The sequence below is a fragment of the Bradyrhizobium forestalis genome (genome assembly GCF_002795245.1).
Taxonomy (GTDB): domain Bacteria; phylum Pseudomonadota; class Alphaproteobacteria; order Rhizobiales; family Xanthobacteraceae; genus Bradyrhizobium; species Bradyrhizobium forestalis.
Window position 1 is genome coordinate 127,781 of sequence record NZ_PGVG01000011.1, and the last position, 18,457, is coordinate 146,237.

19 protein-coding genes are annotated in these 18,457 nt (G+C 64.8%); 13 read left to right on the forward strand and 6 right to left on the reverse strand.

The window, feature by feature from the left end:
* Positions 1 to 54: 54 nt before the first annotated feature.
* Both CVM73_RS15775 and CVM73_RS15780 read right to left on the reverse strand, forming a co-directional pair.
* Positions 55 to 2,514 (reverse strand): TonB-dependent receptor, encoded by a 2,460-nt coding sequence (locus tag CVM73_RS15775; RefSeq protein WP_100232871.1) that lies wholly within the window; start codon positions 2,512 to 2,514, stop codon positions 55 to 57.
* Between the two features lie 215 nt (positions 2,515 to 2,729).
* Entirely contained in the window at positions 2,730 to 4,088 is a 1,359-nt protein-coding gene (locus tag CVM73_RS15780) for a histidine kinase (RefSeq protein ID WP_100232872.1), read from the reverse strand.
* Positions 4,089 to 4,295: 207 nt separating this feature from the next.
* On the opposite strand from CVM73_RS15780, the gene CVM73_RS15785 reads away from it, so the two are divergent.
* Positions 4,296 to 4,916 (forward strand): response regulator, encoded by a 621-nt coding sequence (locus CVM73_RS15785; protein WP_014493646.1) that lies wholly within the window; start codon positions 4,296 to 4,298, stop codon positions 4,914 to 4,916.
* Positions 4,917 to 4,985: 69 nt separating this feature from the next.
* Complete coding sequence (gene fghA, locus CVM73_RS15790; RefSeq protein ID WP_100232874.1) at positions 4,986 to 5,831, forward strand: S-formylglutathione hydrolase; 846 nt, start codon at positions 4,986 to 4,988, stop codon at positions 5,829 to 5,831.
* 175 nt (positions 5,832 to 6,006) lie between these two features.
* On the opposite strand, the gene CVM73_RS15795 is transcribed toward fghA, so the two are convergent.
* Positions 6,007 to 6,579, reverse strand: coding sequence for a DUF3280 domain-containing protein (locus CVM73_RS15795; RefSeq protein ID WP_100232875.1), 573 nt, complete (start codon positions 6,577 to 6,579; stop codon positions 6,007 to 6,009).
* 60 nt (positions 6,580 to 6,639) lie between these two features.
* Between CVM73_RS15795 and CVM73_RS15800 the strand changes: the two genes are divergently transcribed.
* From CVM73_RS15800 to CVM73_RS15825, 6 genes are all read left to right on the forward strand, one after another.
* Entirely contained in the window at positions 6,640 to 7,821 is a 1,182-nt protein-coding gene (locus tag CVM73_RS15800; RefSeq protein WP_100232876.1) for an ABC transporter substrate-binding protein, read from the forward strand.
* A gap of 227 nt (positions 7,822 to 8,048) precedes the next feature.
* Positions 8,049 to 9,008: a YVTN family beta-propeller repeat protein gene (locus CVM73_RS15805; RefSeq protein WP_167406859.1), complete on the forward strand. Its 960-nt coding sequence runs from the start codon at positions 8,049 to 8,051 to the stop codon at positions 9,006 to 9,008.
* Complete coding sequence (locus tag CVM73_RS15810) at positions 9,005 to 9,811, forward strand: ABC transporter ATP-binding protein (RefSeq protein WP_100232878.1); 807 nt, start codon at positions 9,005 to 9,007, stop codon at positions 9,809 to 9,811. The genes CVM73_RS15805 and CVM73_RS15810 overlap by 4 nt, the downstream gene beginning before the upstream one ends.
* Positions 9,808 to 10,656 carry an ABC transporter permease gene (locus CVM73_RS15815; RefSeq protein WP_100232879.1) on the forward strand — a complete coding sequence of 283 codons (849 nt, stop codon included), beginning with the start codon at positions 9,808 to 9,810 and terminating at the stop codon, positions 10,654 to 10,656. The genes CVM73_RS15810 and CVM73_RS15815 overlap by 4 nt, the downstream gene beginning before the upstream one ends.
* Positions 10,653 to 11,261, forward strand: a complete 609-nt coding sequence (locus CVM73_RS15820; protein ID WP_100232880.1) for a hypothetical protein — start codon at positions 10,653 to 10,655, stop codon at positions 11,259 to 11,261. The genes CVM73_RS15815 and CVM73_RS15820 overlap by 4 nt, the downstream gene beginning before the upstream one ends.
* 128 nt (positions 11,262 to 11,389) lie before the next feature.
* On the forward strand, positions 11,390 to 11,695 hold the full coding sequence (locus CVM73_RS15825; RefSeq protein ID WP_100232881.1) for a copper-binding protein: 306 nt from the start codon (positions 11,390 to 11,392) through the stop codon (positions 11,693 to 11,695).
* Positions 11,696 to 11,971: 276 nt separating this feature from the next.
* On the opposite strand, the gene CVM73_RS15830 is transcribed toward CVM73_RS15825, so the two are convergent.
* Positions 11,972 to 12,529 (reverse strand): PQQ-dependent catabolism-associated CXXCW motif protein, encoded by a 558-nt coding sequence (locus tag CVM73_RS15830; RefSeq protein WP_100232882.1) that lies wholly within the window; start codon positions 12,527 to 12,529, stop codon positions 11,972 to 11,974.
* A complete protein-coding gene (locus tag CVM73_RS15835; protein ID WP_100232883.1) occupies positions 12,526 to 13,410 on the reverse strand; it encodes a substrate-binding domain-containing protein in 885 nt (294 codons plus the stop codon). Before CVM73_RS15835 ends, CVM73_RS15830 begins: the two co-directional genes overlap by 4 nt.
* Positions 13,411 to 13,537: 127 nt before the next feature.
* Between CVM73_RS15835 and CVM73_RS15840 the strand changes: the two genes are divergently transcribed.
* Positions 13,538 to 14,461 carry a quinoprotein relay system zinc metallohydrolase 2 gene (locus CVM73_RS15840; protein WP_100232884.1) on the forward strand — a complete coding sequence of 308 codons (924 nt, stop codon included), beginning with the start codon at positions 13,538 to 13,540 and terminating at the stop codon, positions 14,459 to 14,461.
* 50 nt (positions 14,462 to 14,511) lie between these two features.
* A complete protein-coding gene (locus tag CVM73_RS15845; protein ID WP_167406860.1) occupies positions 14,512 to 15,330 on the forward strand; it encodes a quinoprotein dehydrogenase-associated SoxYZ-like carrier in 819 nt (272 codons plus the stop codon).
* Between the two features lie 198 nt (positions 15,331 to 15,528).
* On the opposite strand, the gene CVM73_RS15850 is transcribed toward CVM73_RS15845, so the two are convergent.
* Positions 15,529 to 15,888, reverse strand: a complete 360-nt coding sequence (locus CVM73_RS15850) for a hypothetical protein (protein WP_100232886.1) — start codon at positions 15,886 to 15,888, stop codon at positions 15,529 to 15,531.
* 87 nt (positions 15,889 to 15,975) lie between these two features.
* On the opposite strand from CVM73_RS15850, the gene CVM73_RS15855 reads away from it, so the two are divergent.
* Genes CVM73_RS15855 through CVM73_RS15865 form a run of 3 tightly spaced genes read left to right on the forward strand, consistent with a single transcriptional unit; the run spans position 15,976 to position 18,413 of the window.
* Positions 15,976 to 16,956, forward strand: a complete 981-nt coding sequence (locus CVM73_RS15855) for an ABC transporter substrate-binding protein (protein ID WP_167406870.1) — start codon at positions 15,976 to 15,978, stop codon at positions 16,954 to 16,956.
* Position 16,957: 1 nt separating this feature from the next.
* Entirely contained in the window at positions 16,958 to 17,695 is a 738-nt protein-coding gene (locus CVM73_RS15860; RefSeq protein WP_100232887.1) for an ABC transporter permease, read from the forward strand.
* Positions 17,685 to 18,413, forward strand: a complete 729-nt coding sequence (locus CVM73_RS15865) for an ABC transporter ATP-binding protein (RefSeq protein ID WP_100232888.1) — start codon at positions 17,685 to 17,687, stop codon at positions 18,411 to 18,413. The genes CVM73_RS15860 and CVM73_RS15865 overlap by 11 nt, the downstream gene beginning before the upstream one ends.
* Positions 18,414 to 18,457 lie beyond the last annotated feature (44 nt).

The window sequence follows — 18,457 nt, forward strand, 5'->3', positions numbered from 1 at the left end:
GCCACGCTTCCTTCTCCTCTTGTGGGAGAAGGAAGCGCCAGCGTTTGCTGTAACTCAGAACGTCACCCGCATGCCTGCATAGAACGCACGCGGCCTTGCCGGACTCAGCGAGCGCGGGTCGATGAAGTCATTGCCGCCGTTGGTGAAGTTGGGCAAGGCCTCGCGATCGAAGAACTGTCCGTAGGTCGCGTAGCGCTTGTCAAAGACATTGTCGACGCGGCCGTAAAGCTGGATGTTCTTCGTCACCTGGTAGGACGTGTGGAGATTGAACACCGTATAGGACGGCAGCTTCGCGAACTGGTTCGACTCGTCGCCGACGAGATACTGGCTGGAGACGAACAGCGCGTTACCGCCGACCTTCCAGACATCGGTCACGGCGTAATCGACGCCGACCTTGACGCGATGGCGCGGGATCGCGGGGATCTGGTTGCCGGGTCTGACCTGGATGGTCTCGGTGACGGGATCTCTGAACGGGCTCTCCGAGCCAAGTTCGAGCGCGTCAAGGAAGCGCGCGTCGACGAACGCATAGCTCGCCTGAAACTGGAGCGTGGGAGACTTGATATTGACTTCGGCTTCGAGCCCCTGCCGGCGGGTCCTGCCGACATTGGAGAAATAGCCAAAGCCTGTCCGCCCGACGGCGGGCACCGCTACGATGTCGTCATAGTTGGTGGCGCGGAAGCCGCCGACCTTCCATCCGAGCGTGCCGATGTTCAGTTCCTTGGTGCCGCGCAAACCGGCCTCCACGGTCTTGGAGACGACCTGCTTCAACGGCGGATCGGAGACCAGGAAGGCCGCGATCAGACAGGGACGGGCTGGATCGGCGCAGCCGAGCTCGAGCGGCGTCGGCACGCGGTTAGCCTCGGAGTAACCTGCATAGGCGGTCAGCTCCGGCGTGATCTTGTAGGTGCCGCCGATGACCGGATTGAAGCGGGTGAAGGTGTGATCGCCGTTGAGCGCGGTCCCGAGCTGATCCTCCAGCGAGATCCGCGCCACGTTGAAGCGGCCGCCGCCCGTGATGGCGAAGGCGTCCGTGACGTTGAACGTATCCGTCGCGTAGAGACCATTATACTGGTTGACGGTCCGCAGCGAGACCGGGCCGGCAACGGGATCCGCCGTGGGGGTCGCGCCCAGGAAAACGCCGCTGCCGCTGACGACGTAGTTCTCTCCTATCGAGCCGATCTCGGCGGTGGCGTTATAACGCGTGACACTGGCGTCATAGGTTGCGCCCATCACGAAGCGATTGTCGTGCCCGAACAGTTGATCGGTGTTGGTGGCCTGCCCCGACACGCCGAAGGTGGTCGAGCGTATCGAGCCCCGATCGATCTCGCCGAGGATCGTTCCCGGAGCGAAGGGATTGGCAAGCTGCACCCCATTGCCGCCGTTGGCGGCCGTGGTGTCATCACCGAAGCAGAGCAGCGCCGGATCGACGCACTCCTGCACGTCGGTCGGGTTGCCGTCGACGATCTTCTGCTCGTACCTGCGCAGATGCGCGGTGCCTTCGAGCGTCCAGCTCGGCGTCGCGTCGACCTTGCCGGTCAGGTTGAGATAGCCGACGCGATTGGAGGTGGTCTGCGGCGTGGTGTAGGTCGCGCCCCAATATTTATCGAGCAGCTCGGCGGGAACGGTGGCGCTGGCGCCGAAATCGTTCTTGGCGACGCCCATATTGGCGTGGAATTCGCTGTCGCCGGCCTTGTAGCCGACATCGCCGTAGAAGCGCCGCACCGTCGATTGGGAAAAATTGCGGAAACCATTGTCGCGCAACCCTTCGAGCGCGGCATAGACGCCGTAGTTCTTGTCGACCTGCTTGCCCCATTGCGCCGAGCCCTGGATGCGGCCGAACGAGCCGCCCATCACGTCGAGCTCGGCGCCCTGATAGGTGAAGCCGTCCTTCATTTGCAGGTTGATCGCGCCGCCCAGTGCATTGAGGCCGAAGGCGGGATTATTGGTCACCAGCGTCACCGACCTGATCGCGGCAGTGGGGATCAGGTCCCAATTGACGGCGTCCGAGAATGCCTCGTTGATGCGGACGCCGTTCTGATACACCGCAAGCCCCTGCGGCGTGCCGGTCACGGGGGAGGCGACAAAGCCGCGGAACTCGACGTCAGGTGTGAACGGATTGCCGGTGACCTCGCTGATATTGACGCCGGCGATGTTGTCGCGCAGCGCATCGGTGACGTTCAGCGAACCCGTGCGCTTGATCTGATTGGCATCGACAGCATTGATCGCCGATGGGACCTTGTCGACATCGAGACCCCTGCCCGTGCCCGGCGCGGTCGGGTAGACGTAGATGCGTGTCCTTGGGCTGGCGGACGACGGCGCCCCCACACGCGCGACCGGTCGCGGCGCCGCGATACGCCTCGCTGTTGAAGGCGGCGGCGCAGCGACCTCGACCGGCGGCAGGTTCTGAGCGTTGGTCTCTTCATCCTGCGCGGCCTCGGCGGGGCTCGCGAAAACCAGCCCGGTCGAAACCGAGGCCATCAACAAACGACGCTTGAACCGAAGACGCTTGCCCATCCCTGCTTCCCATCCGTCACCACCGGCCGTTTTGATTTTCGCCGTTTGGTCGAGAGAAGTGTAATCGGGGGCCGTTCGCGCGCCAGCCACAAAAGGTCGGGCCGTATCCGCTCCCGTTTTCCCGACCAAATCGGGAATTTTTCCCGATGTCCTGTTTGAGCATGATCTTCTCGGAAAACCGCTTCACACTTTTCCGGATCATGCTACGAGCACGATCAGGCGGCCGCGGTCGGAATCAGCGCCTCAACGGTCAAACCGCCGTCACCGGAGACGACATTGAGCGTGCCGCCCAGCGCCAGGATCCGCTCGCGCATCCCGACGAGGCCAAAGCCGAGCTTCTGGCCCGGCTCCATGCCGCGGCCGTTGTCGCTGACCCGCACCCGGGCGCAGCCGCGGCCATCGCCCGATGCCTGCTCCACCGGCTCGATGACGACATTGACCGTGGTCGCGCCGGCGTGGCGGAACACATTGGTGAGCGCCTCTTGCACGATACGATAGATGGTGAGATCGGCGGTCTCGCCGGTTGCGCCCAACGCCGGCGAGATCACGGTCTCGATCGCAACGTTGGGATGCGACTCCCGCCACAGCCGCGACAGGGCTTCGAGCGCCTGGCGCAGGCCGAGCTCGGCAAGGCCCACGGGCCGAAGGCGCTCCAGCACGCGGCGATTGAACTGCTGGAGTGCATTGATCTGCTCCAGCATGGCGCTGCCATGTTTTCGCACGGCATCCGCACTCGGGTCGCGTCCGTCCACCTGCTTCGCGAGCGCGCTCGCATGCGCCCGCAGCGAGAACAAATAAGGCCCGAACTCGTCATGGAGCTCGCGCGCGATCTCCTTGCGCTCGATGTCCTGAAGCGACACCGCACGCTCGGCAAGACGCCGCTTGTCCTCGACCGCCTCATGAAGCGTCGCGGCAAGGTGGTTGAGCTTGGTGCAGATCGCGGCGAGTTCCGGCGCGCCGCCCGGCACGACACGGGCCTCGTAATGTCCGCCTTCGAGCTCCCCCATTGCCGCCGCCAGCGCCTGGAGCGGTGCCAGCGCCCGGCCGACCACATTCATCATCAAGAAAAACAGCGCGAGCGCGATCACCGAGCCGACCTCGAGCTGGGTCACGATGCCGTCCCAGATCTCGGCGATCTCGTCATCGGGATGCGAGGTGATTACGAGTGAGCCGGGCTTGCCGCGGATCGAGACCGGCACGTTGACCGCGGTCTGCTCGGGATGAACCAGGCTGACGAACCAGGCCGGCGGGCCGCGCGTGTCGGCGTCGGTGTCAAGCCGGGGCGGCGTCAGCGGATGGCCTCCGGCGTCCCGAAGCGTGATGCTGACATGGCGCAGGCGGCTGAGATCGCGGGCGATCTGGTTCAGCCGCGCATCCGGATCAGGCGCCTCGTTGAGATCGGCAACGATCATCTCGATGAATTCGCGCGCCAGGCGGATCACGCTCTGGTCCTCGGCCTGCACGCGGGGACCGGCTTCCGCGACCTGGCGGCCGATATTGACGGCAAGCCCGAGCGCCAGCAGCAGCGCCAGCAAGAGGTTGATGCGTCCGCGCAAGGATAAATTTTGCCACATTGGTATCGCCTGTGCCTCGCGAAGGATGCCCGCGCCTGCCCGATGACGTTGACAGAGACGAAGCGCCCGATGTCTAATCGAAGCGTACAGCAATCCCGGCCGGGTTGCATGAGGCCACATGAGGCGCGCGCGTCTTGCCTGGCAGCCTCATGCGGCGCAGAACAGGCAAAATTCTATCAGGGGAACGTGCTGTCGCGAGGAACGCCTATGCGCATTCTGATCGTCGATGATCATCCCATCGTCGCCTCCGGCTGCCGGGCCGTGCTGGCCGACGAGGGCGAGATCGAAATCCTGGAGGCCGCCGACGCCGAAGACGGCGAGTGCGTCTTCATCGTCGAACGTCCCGACCTCTGCATCATCGACATCAACCTGCCGACCGTCTCCGGCTTCGAGCTCGCGCGCCGCATCCTCGAGCGCGCGCCCGAGGCCCGCATCATCATGTTCAGCATGAACGACGACCCGGCTTTCGCCGCGCGCGCGATCGAATGCGGCGCGAAGGGCTACGTCTCCAAGACGGGCGATCCCGACGATCTCGTCGAGGCGATCCGCGCCGTCGGAGGCGGCGGCACCTATCTGCCCACGGCGATCGCGCGCAGCATCGCCTTTGCGGGGCCGACCCTGGCGCAAAGCCCGCTGTCGAAGCTGAACGCGCGCGAGATGGAGATCCTGCGGCTGCTCAGCGCCGGCAAGAGCCTGTCCGAGATCGCCTGGCTGGTGCAATCGTCGTACAAGACGGTGGCCAATACTTCGTCCATCATGCGCCAGAAGCTCGGGGTGAAAACCTCGGTCGAGCTGGTGCGGCTGGCGATCGACAGCGGCGTCGCCTGACGGCGCCACAAGTTCGGTCACACAAGCGTTGCAATCTTGATGTGGTGAGATGCCACGGAGCTTTTGGGCATGACGATTCAGACTGTCTCGACGAACAAATCCTATGGCGGCGTGCAGGGCGTGTATCGCCATGCGAGCCAGGCGACCGGAACCGACATGGTGTTCTCGGTCTATGTTCCGCCACATGCTGATGGCACCAAGCTGCCCGTGGTCTGGTACCTCTCCGGGCTTACCTGTACCCATGCCAACGTCACCGAGAAGGGCGAATTCCGCAAGGCCTGCGCCGAGCTCGGCCTGATCTTCGTCGCGCCCGACACCTCGCCGCGCGGGCCCGACGTGCCGGGTGACGCCAACAACGCCTATGATTTCGGCTTAGGGGCCGGCTTCTATGTCGACGCCACGCAAGAGCCGTTTGCGCGCAACTATCGCATGTGGAGCTATGTCACCGACGAGCTGCCGAAGCTCGTGGCCGAGAACTTTCCGGTCGACGCCAAGCGGCAATCCGTGATGGGCCATTCGATGGGCGGCCACGGCGCGCTGACGGTGGCCTTGCGCAATCCGCATCGTTTTCGCGCGGCCAGTGCGTTTGCGCCGATCGTGGCGCCCTCGCTCGTGCCCTGGGGCATCAAGGCGCTGACCGGCTATCTCGGGCCGAACAAGGACGCCTGGCGCAACCACGACACGGTGGCACTGATCGAGGACGGCGCGAAATTCTCCGGCTTCCTGGTCGACGTCGGCGAGGCCGACAATTTCCTCAAAGAGCAGCTCAAGCCGGAGCTGCTCGAAGCCGCCTGCACCAAGGCGGGCATCCCGCTGACGCTGCGGCGGCAGGCCGGCTACGACCACAGCTATTATTTCATCTCGACCTTCATGAGCGATCATCTGCACTGGCACGCCGCGAGATTGACGGCGTGATTTCTTCTTACCCTCCCCTGGAGGGGGAGGGTCGCTTCACGTCGAGCGAAGCGAGAGGTGAAGCGGGGTGGGGTGATCTCTCCACTCGGGCACCGCTTCAATGGAGAGACAGTCACCCCACCCCGCTCGCGCTTCGCGCGATCGACCCTCCCCCTCCAGGGGAGGGTAAGCGTCCCTACTCCGGCCGCCCGTAATTCGGCGCCAGCAAACGGTTGCGGATCAGATAGCTCATCGTGCGTGACCAGGATTCATCCGTGTTGCCGCGCATGTCGGCGCTGGCGGCCGTGATCATGTTGCCGGTCCTCACGTCGCGCAAATAGATGTTGAGATTGATGATCAGGTTCGAGACCTTCTGCACGAGACCGGTGATCTCCAAATCGGCGCCGAGCTGCCCGGCGAGCTTGAGATCGCAGCCGCCGCAGGCCTGTAAGTTCGCGTGACGGGCGGCCTCCCTGATCGGGGCGATGTCGAGCACCTGGAACCGGCCCGACTCTGCCAATTCCTTGCGCAGCTGCTCGCTGATGCGCACGAGCCGCGCCTCTTCCGGCTTGGAGCCGTAGAACTCGCCGGGCAGGCTGGTGTCGATCAGCTCGAAATCGAACACCGCGAGTTTGGGCGGATCGGCCAGCGCGACCGAACCCGTCAACAACAAAGCCGCGAAACATATCAATGCTCGCATGATCGTGATTCCCGGCCTCGCGCGCGCAAGGACGAAATGCGGGGTTGCATGCCCTGACAAATTGGTCATGCTTGAAGCAGAGACAATTCTTCACCGGCGGTCAAGCCGGGGAGATCGTCTGGAGGAAACATGATCCGATGGTTGGCCGGCCTGATCGGCTTTGGTCTTGCCGCGACGAGCGCGTTCGCGGCCGAGCCTGTCCTGATCGGCGTCGGCTATCTCGGCGTCGCTACTACCCGATCGACGCTGTCGCTGGTCGAGCAGCCCGCGGAGAATGACGGCATCGCCGGCGCCCGCCTCGCCATCGAGGACAACAACACCACGGGAAAATTCACGGGCCAGCGTTTTGCGCTCGAGGAGCGCCGCATCAAGGAAGGCGAGGACGTGGTCCAAGCCGCGACGGCCCTCGCCGACAAGAACGGCTTCATCATTGCCGATCTGCCGGCCGATGCGCTCTTGAAGGTTGCCGACGCCCTGCGCGACCGCGGCACGCTGCTGTTCAACGCCGGCGCGATCGACGAGCGGCTGCGCGAGGCCGATTGCCGCGCCAACGTTATCCACACCGCCCCGACGCGCGCGATGCTGGCGGACGCGCTCGGCCAATATCTGGTATGGAAGAAGTGGTCGCGCTGGCTTCTGGTGGTCGGCTCGCACGACGAGGACAAGCTGTTCGCCGATGCTATCAGGCGCACCGCCACGCGGTTCGGCGCCAAGATCGTGCAGGAGCGCACGTTCGAAGACAAGGGCGGCGCGCGCCGTACCGATAGCGGCGTAACGCTGATCCAGCGCCAGATGCCTGTCTTCACGCAGCAGGCACCGGCCTATGACGTGCTGGTCGTCGCCGACGAGAGCGAGGTATTCGGCGGCTATTTGCCTTATCGCACCTGGGATCCGCGGCCCGTCGCGGGCTCCGCCGGCCTCGTGCCGCGCAGCTGGGACGCGGCGCAGGACCAGTGGGGCGCGATCCAGATGCAGAACCGCTTCGTCAAGCTGAATTCACGGCGCATGACGGCGCTCGACATGCAGGCCTGGACCGCGGTGCGCATGATCGGCGAAGCCACCTCGCGCACCAATTCCGGCGACGTCAAGAAGGTCACCGACTTCATCAAGGGCCCGGATTTCTCGGTCGCCGCCTTCAAGGGCACGCGGCTCACCTTGCGCGACTGGAATCTGCAGCTGCGCCAGCCGATCCTGCTGGTCGATGGCCGCATGGTGGTGTCGGTGTCGCCGCAAGAAGGATTCCTGCACCAGGTCTCCGAGCTCGACACGCTCGGCTACGACCGCCCGGAGAGCAAATGCAAGCTGAAATGAGCGATGTGATGCGACGTAGCCGTTCCAGAGATGGTGCGCCCCCTCTCCCGCTTGCGGGAGAGGGTTGGGGAGAGGGTATCTCCACGAAGAAGACTCCCCTGGAGGAGCAAGCCCTCTCCCGCATCGCATCTCTCGATGCGATGCGACCTCCCCCGCAAGCGGGGGAGGTGAAACAAGCCCGCCAGCAGTTGCAGCGCATCGAAGAGCGACGTCCCTTGCATAAGCTGATGTTGCGCCTATCCCTATTTGGCGCTCTGGCGCTCGTCGCGGCACCCGCGCATGCGTTCATCGCCTATGTCTCGAACGAGAAGAGCAACACGGTGTCGGTGATCGATACCGACAGCTGGACCGTGACCAAGACCATCAAGGTCGGCCAGCGCCCGCGCGGCATCGATTTCACGCGCGACGGCAAGTTCGTGATGGTCGCGGTCGGCGACGACGACACCATCCAGGTGATCGATGCGAAGACGCAAAGCGTGGTCGACAGCCTGCCCTCCGGCCCCGACCCGGAGCTGTTCGCGCAGGATGCCGCGGGAAAAATCCTCTATGTCGCCAACGAGAACGACAACACGGTGACCGTGATCGACCTCGAGAAACGCGCGCGTCTCGGCGACATCCAGGTCGGCGTCGAGCCCGAAGGCATGACCATCAGCCCGGACGGCAAGACGCTGATCAACACGTCCGAAACCACCAATATGGCGCACTTCATCGACACCTCATCGCGCCAGATCGTCGCCAACGTGCTGGTCGATGCGCGGCCGCGCTTTGCCGAGTTCAAGCATGACAGTTCCGAAGTGTGGGTGTCCTCGGAGATCGGCGGCACCGTCTCGATCATCGATCCCAAAAAGCACGAGGTGATCGGCAAGGTCACGTTCGAGATCCCGGGCCTGCGGAAAGAGGCGATCCAGCCGGTCGGCATCGGCATGACCAAGGATGACAAGACCGCCTTCATCGCGCTCGGCCCCGCCAATCGCATCGCCGTGGTCGACGTCGCCTCGCGCAAGGTGACGAAATACCTGCTGGTCGGACAACGCGTCTGGCACATGGCGTTCACGCCGGACGAAAAGTACCTGCTCACCACCAATGGCGTGTCGAACGACGTGTCCGTCATCGACATCGTCGCGCAAAAGGTGATCAAGACCATTCAGGTGGGCGAACTGCCCTGGGGCGTTACGATCGCACCATGACCGCTCCCGCCCCAAACGCCGAAACGCATGAGACGCCGAGGCCGGAAGCGGCCGCGGTGCCGGCGCTGTCGATCAACGGCGTCAGCCATGCCTACGGCGCGCGACGGGCGCTGACCCACGTCTCCTTCAGCGTGCAGCCGGCGAGCTTCACGGCGTTGCTCGGCCTCAACGGCGCCGGTAAGAGCACGCTGTTTTCGCTGATCACGCGCCTGTTCGGTATCCAGTCTGGCCGAGTCGCCATCTTCGGCCATGACATCAGCAAGAGCCCCGGCGAGGCGCTGCGGCTGCTCGGGGTCGTGTTCCAGCCGCGTACGCTCGATCTCGACCTGTCGCTGACGCAGAATTTGCTCTATCACGCCGCCCTCCATGGCATCAGCCGCCGCGAGGCCGCCGCGCGCAGCGCCGAGCTGCTCGGCCGCATCGGACTCGCAGACCGCGCCGGCAACAAGGTGCGCGACCTCTCGGGCGGTCAGATGCGGCGGCTGGAGATCGCCCGCGCGCTATTGCACCAGCCGCGGCTGCTGTTGCTCGACGAGCCGACCGTCGGCTTGGACGTCAAGGCGCGCGCCGACATCATCAGCCACGTCCGCCAGCTCGTCACCGAGCAAGGCATCGGCGTGCTCTGGGCGACGCACCTGTTCGACGAGATCATGGCCGGTGACGATCTCGTCGTGCTGCACCAGGGCAAGGTGCTGGCCCAGGGGCAGATGACCCACGTCGTCGCGGAAGCCGGTGCGCAGGACGTCAACACCGCCTTCATGCGCCTGACGGGTGCGCAAACCATGCCGGGAGGCGGCGCATGAGCAGCATCACCACGCGCGACGTCCCGCGCGGCTTTTCGGCCCAGGAGTACCTGACCTGCCTCACCGGCATCGTCTGGCGCGAGGGCCTGCGCTTCCTGCATCAACGCGAGCGCTTCGTCTCGGCGCTGGTACGGCCGCTGGTGTGGCTGTTCATCTTCGCCGCCGGCTTCCGCCAGGTGCTCGGCATCTCCATCATCCCGCCTTACGAAACTTACATCCTCTACGAGGTCTATATCGCGCCCGGCTTGATGGCGATGATCCAGCTCTTCAACGGCATGCAGTCCTCGCTCTCGATGGTCTATGACCGCGAGATGGGCAATATGCGCACGCTCTTGGTGAGCCCGCTGCCGCGCGGGTTCCTCTTGTTCTGCAAGCTGCTCGCGGGCACCGCGGTGTCGCTGCTCCAGGTCTATGCGTTCGTCCTGATCGCCTGGTTCTGGGACATCACCCCACCGCCATCAGGCTATCTCACGGTGCTGCCGGCGCTGATCCTGTCCGGGCTGATGCTGGGCTCGCTCGGCATGCTGATCTCCTCCGGCATCAAGCAGCTGGAAAACTTCGCCGGCGTGATGAATTTCGTGATCTTCCCGATGTTCTTCGCCTCCTCCGCGCTCTACCCGCTCTGGCGGGTGCAGGAGGGCAGCCCTTATCTCTACTATCTCTGCGAGGCCAATCCATTCACCCATGCGGTCGAGCTGATCCGCTTCGCACTCTATGGCCAGATCAACTGGATCTCGCTGGCGGTGGTCGCCGCTTGCACAATCGTGTTCATGATCGGCGCGATTTTGGCCTATGATCCCTCGCGTGGGCTGGCGCGACGCGGGCCTGCGGGAGGCGAAGGATGAAGGTTTGGCTTTTGGCTGCCATGGCAATCGCGCTGTCCGGCACGGCCGCGCGCGCGGCCGATCCACGCTATCCGGACTGGCCCTGCACCCAGGCCAAGGTGCCGGAGATCTCGCTGGCCGCCGTGTGGGCGGGTCCGCCGCTCGACGACGTCCAGAACAAGTGGAAGGACGACGCCAGGATCAGTGCGCTGGTCGCAAAGCTGTCGGCGCGCAAGACGCCGCTCGAGGAGGCCGAGAAGTCGGTGAAGGAGTATCTGGCCGCCTCCGCGTCTGACAAGACGACGAACGCCAAGCTGCTGTTCGCCGGCCTGTTCGACACGCTCAACGCCCAGCGCTCCCAGGTCATGCTCGGGCTCGAACGCGTCAGCCGCAAGCAGCGCGAGGCTGCTGACAAGATTCGCGAGGAGACGCTTGAGCTCCAGGCCCTGCAAGGCGTAACTCCGCGCGACGAAGCCAAGGTCGAGGCGCTCAGCAACGAGCTGATCTGGAAGACCCGCATTTTCGAGGACCGCCACAAAGTGGTGCGCTTCGTCTGCGAGGTTCCAACCGCGATCGACCAGCGCCTGTTCGCGCTCGGGCGCGTGATCCAGCAGGAAATGGAATAGCGGCGGCCACGTTGACGGCTCGCGACGGGTTCCCGCGATCGCCGCGGAGCATTTGCGGCGCTATCTGCCGGAACCAAATCGATCTAGGATGGCTTGTCGAAGCGAACTCCAGACGTCGGGAGGCCTCGATGGGAACAAAAAGATTCATCTTCGCGGGCGCTGCAGCCCTCAGCATGCTCGCAACCAGCGCCCTTGCTGACGATATGACCGGGATGATCACGCGGATCGATCGGCTCAACGGCACGATCTCGATCCAGCAGACGCAGAAGGGTACGGTCGGCGCCAGCGCAGGCAGCGCCGGCGCGCTCCAGGAGTACAAGGCGAAAGATGCCGCGATGCTGGACGCCGTCCACGCCGGCGACAGGGTGAGCTATTCTGCGACCGAGACCAACGGCACGGGCACGCTGACGAAGTTGCAGAAGCAGAAGCCGTAGCACTGGCTTTGCGTCTCCCGCTTGCGGGCAGGGCTATCGCATTTGAGAGCTTTTCCCTGCGGCCATCCTTCGAGACGCCTGCTCTACGCGGGCTCCTCAGAATGAGGGCGGAGTGCGCGGCTGCAGTTTCAACGGGCATTGATGCTAATTAGCCTCAACCTGAGGAGGCGCGTTAGCGCCGTCTCGAAGGATGAGGCGTGCGCGCAGGCCGCCGCAACAAGTCATATGCGATAGCCCTGCGCTTGCGGAGACAAGCAGAGCACCTACGCCCAATCATTACTGGTCCGGGCGCGGCTCCGGCTGCGCTTCCTCGGTCGGCAGTTTTGCTCCGTCCCAGCCGTCGGTGCCGTCAGGATACCAGGCAATATTGGAGTAGCCATAGGCCAATGCACGCTTGGCGGCATTCCAGGACATCCAGCAGTCGGCGAGACAATAGATCACCAGCAGCGCGGCCTTGTCGCCGCGCGAGGCGCGCGCGAGGCCGCGCTGGAGATAATCGTCCATCGCCGGCGGCAGCGTGCCGTAGCCGGTGTCCGGCAGCCAGACGCTGCCCGGAATGTTCTTGCGCGGCGCGTCGCGCCACACCGTGCCTGCAGGTAGGTTCTTCGGTTTCGGCGGGCGCGGCATCACGTCGACGAAGGCGCCGCTGTTCGCGCGCCAGATCGCCCGCGCCTCCTCGGTCGTGAGCACGCGCGCGCCAGCGAGCGTCGCCGGAACCGGCGCGCGATAATTGTCGGTGCGATAGCCCTCGGGCTCGAACGGCTCCTGCTGCTGCGTCCACGCCGGTGCCACGAGCAGGGCAGCGACGATCACAGCGGCAAGTCGCCGTCTCATGGCGTCTTCTTGGCCGTCTCCGCGCCGAGCGGCCGATCGCTCTCGTCCAGCAGCGGAACGCCGAAGTCGAGCAGGATCTTGTTGATCTCGCCCTGGTTCTCCTGGATCAGCCTGTTGAGCTGCCGCTTCCAGTTCTGGTCGGCGGGCCGCACGCCCATGCCGATGCGATAGACCAGCTTCGGCCCGGTCGTTTCTTTCACCAGCGGCGTGACGTGCAGCGAAGACCCGGCCTTCTTGGCATAGAACCCGGCCATCGGTCCCCACAGCACGCCGGCGTCGATCTTTCCGGCGGCGAGGTCATCGATCATCGCCTGCGCCGAATTATCGAAGCGCGTGTCGATCATCAGCGGATAGGGCTTGGCATCGCCCATCAGGCCGGCCAACGCCATGTTGGTCGCCGGCGGCGTTCCGGCAACGATGCCGACATGCTTGCCCTTCAACTTCGGATCCTCGAGCGTGTCGACGTCCTCGAGCCCGCTGCCGGCCTTCGCGACCAGCGCATAGGTCGTGCGGTAATAGGGATTGGTGCCCTGCACGAGATCGTCGCCTTGCGGGAAGCCCATGATGACGTCGCAGCGATGCGCACCCAGCGTCATCCGCACGAAACCGGTGGCCTGCGGAAAGAAAACGTAGTCGAGCTTCTTCTGCAGCTTGTGCGCCAGGAATTCGGCGAGCTTGTTCTCAAACCCCTCGCCCTTCTCGTTCGAGAACGGCAGATTGCGCGGGTCGGCGCAGACGCGCAGCACCTTCGGGTCGACCAGCTCGAACGAGAGGTCTCCGGTCTCATTGGTCTGCGCAGCGGCGACATCGCCGAACGCACAGGATGCGACCACGACCCACAGTGAAAACCACCAGCGACGATGTCGTCCGGCATGCGTCATCGCGCTTCCTCCTCGTTTTGGTTGAATGTTATCCATGCAACGCTTGACGCGCCACGTGTGCCAACTTTGTGCTGGCTTAGTTTTGCTGCAGTGCAATGAGACAAACCCTTTGAACTGAGGCAGAAAAGTGTCTCGCATCTCTCTAATGATCGCGGCCTTGTCCCTGCTGGGAGCAACGCTAGCACGCGCTTGGGCGGCCGAATTGCCTGTGAGCGAAGTCGCACCGGGAATCTTCGTACACTCCGGGACCATCGCCCTGATGACCCGCGAGAACGAAGGTGACATCGCCAATGTCGGCTTCATCGTGGGCGATGAGGCCGTGGCCGTGATCGACACCGGCGGCAGCCTTCGCGAAGGCGAGGCGCTGCTGGCCGCCGTGCGGGCCCGGACGCCCAAGCCGATCCGCTATGTCATCAACACCCACGGCCATCCCGACCATGTGTTCGGCAATGCCGCCTTTGTTGCGGAGGGCGTGAGCTTTGTCGGCCATAGCAGGCTGCCGCAGGCGCTCGCGACGCGCGGGCCGTTCTATCTCGACAATTTCCGCCGCATCATGGGCAGCGAACTGATCGATCCCGTCAGGATCATCGCCCCGACCCTGCTGGTTTCGGACACGACGATCCTGGATCTCGGAGCGCGGCGGCTGACCTTGCGCGCCTGGCCGGCCGGACACAGCGACAACGACCTGATCGTGTACGACGAGACGACCAAGACCCTGTTTGCGGGCGACCTCGTCTTTCTCCGCCACATTCCGGTCATGGACGGGAGCATCCGCGGCTGGCTCGACACGCTGAAGGGGATGGAGGCTATCCCGGCGCTGCGGGTCGTTCCCGGCCATGGCCCCGTGAGCGACTGGCCTGCGGCACTGACCGATGAACGCCGCTACCTGTCAACGCTGCTGTCCGACGTCCGCGCGCTGAACAAAAAAGGCGAGCCGATCCGCGCCGCCGCGGACAAGGCCGCCGCGTCGGAACGAGCGCATTGGCAGCTGTTCGACGACTACAACGCCCGCAACGCAACCGCAGCATTCTCGGAAATTGAATGGGAATAGCGTGCGCGCTAGGCTGTACCAAACGATGTATCGTCCGCAGGACCATGACCATGACGGGATGCACACGCCGCCTCACTCTCACCGCCCTTCTGCTCGGTATCGCTTTCGCGATGCCGGCGCAGGCTGAGGAGGCCTACGATCCCTGGCCGGGCCTGGTGCAGGACATCTTCAATAGCCGTCCGATGAACGACGGCAGCGCCGTCATCGGCATCGAGATGCCCTATCGCGCCGAGGATGCGGCGATCGTGCCGGTCACCTTGCGCAGCAAGCTGTCGCCCGGCGACAGCAGGCGCATCCGTTCGATCACCCTGGTGATCGACCGCAATCCCGCGCCGATGGCGGCGAAGTTCGAGCTCGGGCCGGACGCCAATGTCACGGAGATCTCGACGCGCGTGCGCGTCAACAATTACACCGACGTGCATGCGGTGGCCGAGCTCAGCGACGGCCAGCTCTATGTCTCGAAAGTCTATGTAAAGGCCTCCGGCGGCTGCTCGGCGCCGGCAGCAAAGAATGTCGAAGAGGCCAGGAATCGGCTCGGCCAGATGCGTTACCGGCAGTTCGCACGCGAGGAGGCGCCGGCGAGCCGCGTGCGCGAGGCGCAGATCATGATCGGCCATCCCAACAATTCGGGCCTGCAGATGGACCAGGTCACGCAGCTTTATATCCCGGCCTTCTTCATCAACCAGCTCAAGCTGACGCAGGACGACAGTCCGGTGCTGTCAATGGAAGGCGGCATCTCGATCTCGGAAGATCCCAACCTGCGGTTCACCTATGTTTCCAACGGAGCCAGGCGCTTCCGCGCCGAGGCGAAAGACACGGATGGGCACGTGTTCCGGAATGAGTGGGACGTGGAGAAGCCGGGGACGTGAGGCGTGAGGCTTGCACTGCTTCCCCTCTCCCCTTGTGGGAGAGGGTGGCTCGCTGCGTAAGCAGCGAGACGGGTGAGGGGTTGCCTCCGCGCGCACCTCTCTCACGCTAGAATGCGCCGATAGAACCCCTCATCCGGCGCTTCGCGCCACCTTCTCCCACAAGGGGAGAAGGAAGTAGGCACCGTCTGCGCCGCCATACTAGAAACACCTCACCTCGGCTTCCGCCTGCGCGCGCCGCAAATCAGTCACCGCCGCGTTCGCCTGCTCCGAGGTCCGGAACTGGACGCCGAGATTGCCGCGCACTTGCGACATGCTGAGCGCGGTCTCTGCGGTAACATAGCGCTCGTAGGGCACGATCGAGGCGACCACGTCGATCGAGCAGGAACATTGCTCGATTGCGGCCCGCGTCTCGCCATTGGCCTTCATGCAGCCATAGACATATTCCGCGCGCGCTGAGGTCGGATAATCATTGGCCTCCTCGGCCCGCACCGCGCAAGCGGAAGCCGCCAATACCGCCAATGCGGCGACAATCGGTCGTAGCCGTCCGGCCAGATTCATGCGCGTCCTCCCGCTGGTTGCGACCAAGGCTATGCTATGCGTATTGTCCTGAAAAGCACTCCGTCAGAGGAAACGGCTCACAAGGTGATGAGAGTTTTGGGACGAATATCGGCGCTCGCGGTGACGCTGGCGCTGACGCTGGCCGCACCGGCCCGCGCTGCGGAGACGATCCGCCTTGCGGTGCAGAAAACCGGAACATTCTCGTGGGAGCTGGCCGCAATCCGCAGCGCCGGCCTCGACAAGGAGGCCGGCCTGTCGCTGGAGGTCACCGAGCTCGCGAGCACCGAGGCCGGCAAGATCGCGATGCGCGCCGGCAGCGCCGACATCATCCTGTCGGACTGGCTGTGGGTGTCGCGCGAGCGTGCGCTGGGCGCCAAGCTCACTTTCTATCCCTATTCCAGTGCGCTTGGTGCGGTGATGGTGCCGGCCAATTCGCCAATCAAGACGCTCGCAGACCTGAAGGGCCGCAAGCTCGCCGTCGCCGGCGGGGCGATCGACAAGAGCTGGCTGCTGCTGCAGGCGCGGATGAAACAGGACGGCATCGACCTGAAATCGGAAGCGACCATCGTCTATGGCGCGCCGCCCCTGATCGCCGCCAAGGCGCTCGATGGCGAGATGGATGCGAGCCTCAATTTCTGGAATTTCTGCGCCCAGCTCGAAGCCAAGGGCTTTAGACGCCTCACCGGGATCGAGGACATTTTGCCCAAGCTGGGCGCCAAGGGTGCTGTCTCCGCCGTCGGCTACGTCTTCGACGAGAGCTGGGCCGCGAGCCATCGCGACGCCGTGGCGCGCTTCATCGCGATGACCCGCAAGGCCAAAGAGCTGCTGGCGACTTCGGATGCGGCCTGGGACAAGGTCGCGCCGCTCACCGGCGCCACCGACCCGGCCGTGCTCAAGACCTATCGCGAGCGCTACCGCGACGGCATTCCGCGCCGGAGCATCGACGACGAGGAGAAGGATGCGCGCGTGCTCTACCGCGTGCTGGCCGAGATCGGCGGCCGCGACCTCGTCGGCCCCGCAGCCGAGCTCGATCCCGGCACGTTCTATCACGCAGTCCCCGGAGACTGAGGTGCTGCGTCTGCTCTCGTTCACCCTGTTCCTCGCGATCTGGTGGATTGCGGCGCTCCTGGTCGGCGGCGCGAAGCTGCCCTCCCCGCCGGCCGTGCTCCAGGTGATGATCGCAGAAGCCTCATCCGGCGCACTGTTCCTGCATCTCGGTGCGACGCTGGCCCGCGTCGCGCTCGCCTTCACCTTGGCGATGTCGCTCGGCAGCGCCATCGGCTACCTCATGGGCCGGGTGAAGCTCGCCGACCGGCTCGGCGATCCCTGGCTGATCCTGCTGCTCAATTTGCCGGCGCTGGTCGTGATCGTGCTGGCCTACATCTGGGCCGGGCTCACCGAAGCCGCCGCGATCGCGGCGATCGCCATCAACAAGCTGCCGACCGCCATCGTCACCTTGCGCGAGGGTACGCGCGCACTCGACCGCTCGCTCGACGAGATGGCAAGCGTGTTCGCGATGCCGCGCTGGCGCGCGTTCCGCCACGTCGTGCTGCCGCAGCTGGCGCCCTATATCGCAGCCTCCGCGCGCTCCGGACTGTCACTGGTGTGGAAGATCGTGCTGGTCGCCGAGCTGCTGGGCCGCCCGAACGGCGTCGGCTTCGAGATCGGCGTCGCCTTCCAGCTGTTCGACACGCCGCGGCTGCTGGCCTATTCGCTGACCTTCGCCGCCGTCGTGCTCGTCATCGAAACCTTGCTGGTGCAGCCGTTCGAAGCCCGCGCAAACAGGTGGCGGCCCCGTGCGGCTTGAGGTCGAGATCACAGGCAAGACCTTCAGGAGCGCCGCGGGCGGAACGCACGAGGTGCTGGCGCCGGTCAGATTCGCGCTTCAATCCGGCGAGGTCGGCGTGCTGATCGGCCCGTCCGGCTGCGGCAAGAGCACGATGCTGCGCATCATCCTGGGATTGGACCACGACTTTGCAGGCCGCATCACGCGGCCGCCGGAGGCCCGCATCGGAATGGTGTTCCAGGAGCCGCGGCTGCTGCCGTGGCGCTCGGTCGAGCAGAATGTGCGGCTGGCTGCGCCCGATGTCGCTGATGCCAAGCTCGCCGAGCTGTTCAAAATCCTGGAGCTGGAAGCGCATCGCAACCACTATCCCGGTGAGCTCTCGCTGGGTTTGGCCCGGCGCGTGGCGCTCGCCCGCGCCTTTGCCGTCGAGCCGGATATTCTGGTGCTCGACGAACCGCTGGCATCGCTCGATGACGCTCTCGCCGGACGCCTGCGCGATGAGATCGCAACGCTCGTCGCGAGCCGGCCGGTGATGACGCTTTTGGTGACACACAGCCTGGACGATGCAGTGCGCCTGGGCGACCGGCTGTTCTTCCTGTCGCCGCGGCCGGCGCGGATCGTGGCCGAGGTACCTATCCCCATCCCGCGCGACAGACGCGGCGAAGCCGAGATTGCGGCGATCAAGGCCGGCCTCGCCCAACGAACTCAAGGCGACCGCACTGAGCGAGATGTCTCATAGCCGTTGGCCTGGCGGACGTGCTAGACTAGGTCGGTGGCGGAGCT